Here is a 1,994-nt window from a genome sequence, read left to right on the forward strand (position 1 = left end):
TCACTCTTGTGGGTTTTGGTCTTGGCAGGTAACGAGGACCGGGATCGGAAATTTAGCCCCCACTGCTGACCACCGCCCTAGCGCGTCGCCACCATGAACACCCGAGGAAATGGCAGCAGCACTGTCCCATCGTCCAGGGCCGGATAAGCCTGTTCGATTGCCTTGAGGTATAACGCCAGGTATTGCTCGCGCTGCGTCTCATCCAGCGGATCGAGAAACGGTCGCAAGCCGCTGCCCTTGAACCACTCCACCACGCCCGCCGCGCCGCCAGCGAGTGGGTGGTGATAGACCGTGCGCCACACGTCGACGCGGGTGCAGTGGGGCTTGAGAATCGAGTAATAGGTGCTGGCATCCGCCACTTCAGTGCGCGTATCAGCCGCCCCCGCCAGTTGGCTGGCCCATGGACCATTGGCGGCGATTTCGCGCATCAAGCGGTGGGACGGCTGGTGCAGGGTGTCCGGCATCTGGATCGCCAGGCTGCCGCCGCGTGTGAGTTTGTTCACCAGCGAGGGCAACAGGCTGGCGTGATCGGGCAACCATTGCACCACGGCGTTGGCGAAGATCACGTCGAATGGCCCGGGTTCGTTCCATCGGCCGATGTCGGCGATGTCGAAGGCGACGGCGGGCAAACGCTGGCGAGCGGCTTCGATCATGTCGCCGGAACTGTCCAGGCCGCGCACTGCGGCACCGGCGAAATGTTCCAGCAGAAGCTCCGTCGAATTGCCGGGGCCGCAGCCCAGGTCGATTACCGAGTGCGCTTGCGTGGCGGGAATGGCCGCCAGCAGGTCCCGGGCCGGGCGGGTGCGTTCCTGTTCAAATGCGACGTACTGTTTAGCGGACCAGCTCATGGCGTTCTCCTGTGGGTTGGAGCGAATCGAGGTGCCGCCAGTATAGGGTTGAGTGGAGAATATGCAGCGAGCGTAACGGTTTTGACTAAATCGGCGGGTTACGATTTCGTTATCTTCCCTACACCACCGATCGGAGAGAACCGCAGTGACTCAACTGACCCTGCTGTGCCTGCCTTATTCCGGCGCCAGCGCGATGGTGTACAGCCGTTGGCGGCGCACATTGCCGTCATGGCTGCAGGTGCAGCCAGTAGAGCTGCCGGGACGCGGGGCGCGGTTCGGCGAGCCGCTGCACACCGACATGGGCCCATTGGCGACGCAGCTGGCGCGGGAGCTGTACCCGACGCTCCAGGCCCCTTACGCGGTGTTCGGTCACAGCCTCGGCGCGCTACTGGCCTGCGACATTGCCCATGCCCTGCGCGAACTGGGTTGCCCGGAGCCGGTGGCGCTATTTGCCTCGGGCACTGCGGCGCCGACGATGCGGGCCGACTACGACCGCGGTTTCGCCGAACCGAAAACCGACGCGCAACTGATCGACCAGCTGCGCACCCTCAACGGCACCAGCGAAGAGGTGTTGGGCAATGAAGAACTGATGGCCCTGACCTTGCCGATCCTGCGGGCGGATTTCCTGCTGTGCGGGCGCTTCCAGCCCCGGGTGCGCCCGCCGCTCAACTGCCCGGTGCATGTCTTCGGCGGCACCACCGACAAGGCCACCACCGAGCAACTGATTGGCTGGCGCCAGGAGACCACCGGAAGCTTTTCGGTGGACATGCTGGCGGGCGGGCACTTCTTCATTCATGAGCACGAGGCCAAGCTGCTGCGGCTGATCAAGGATCAGTTGAGCGTGCACCATCGCCGGCATGGGCTGGCGATCAGCGCGTGATTTGATTCCCAGGCTTATTGAAACATAGCCCCTTGTGGGAGCGAGCCTGCTCGCGATGGCGTCGTGTCAGTCAACGAACTGCAAACTGACACTCCGCATCGCGAGCAGGCTCGCTCCCACAGATGGATGTGCATGACGCTCCAATCCCCCGTTTTATCCCGCTTCCTGATACCTATTCTCAAACGCTAATTTTTCCGGTCTGCATTCGTTTTATAGGGACGACTTGCCTTTGTGCCTTGTGCCCACTGATTCCGGATACCCCAGAA

2 protein-coding genes are annotated in these 1,994 nt (G+C 62.7%); one reads left to right on the forward strand and one right to left on the reverse strand.

Annotated elements, in window-relative coordinates; all coding sequences use genetic code 11:
- Positions 1–77: 77 nt before the first annotated feature.
- The gene (gene tam, locus PFLQ2_RS19400; RefSeq protein WP_003179637.1) at positions 78–848 is read right to left on the reverse strand and encodes a trans-aconitate 2-methyltransferase; all 771 of its coding nucleotides are present in this window, start codon (positions 846–848) and stop codon (positions 78–80) included.
- Between the two features lie 145 nt (positions 849–993).
- Here tam and PFLQ2_RS19395 point away from each other — a divergent pair, with 145 nt between their 5' ends.
- Entirely contained in the window at positions 994–1,728 is a 735-nt protein-coding gene (locus PFLQ2_RS19395) for a thioesterase II family protein (RefSeq protein ID WP_003179638.1), read from the forward strand.
- The last annotated feature ends 266 nt before the right edge of the window (positions 1,729–1,994 follow it).

Origin of the sequence: Pseudomonas fluorescens Q2-87, assembly GCF_000281895.1 — a bacterium.
GTDB lineage: Bacteria > Pseudomonadota > Gammaproteobacteria > Pseudomonadales > Pseudomonadaceae > Aquipseudomonas > Aquipseudomonas fluorescens_S.

Coding starts and splice junctions, on each gene's coding strand:
- tam (WP_003179637.1), bottom strand. CDS start 848: ATGAGCTGGTCCGCTAAACAGTACGTCGCATTTGAACAGGAACGCACC.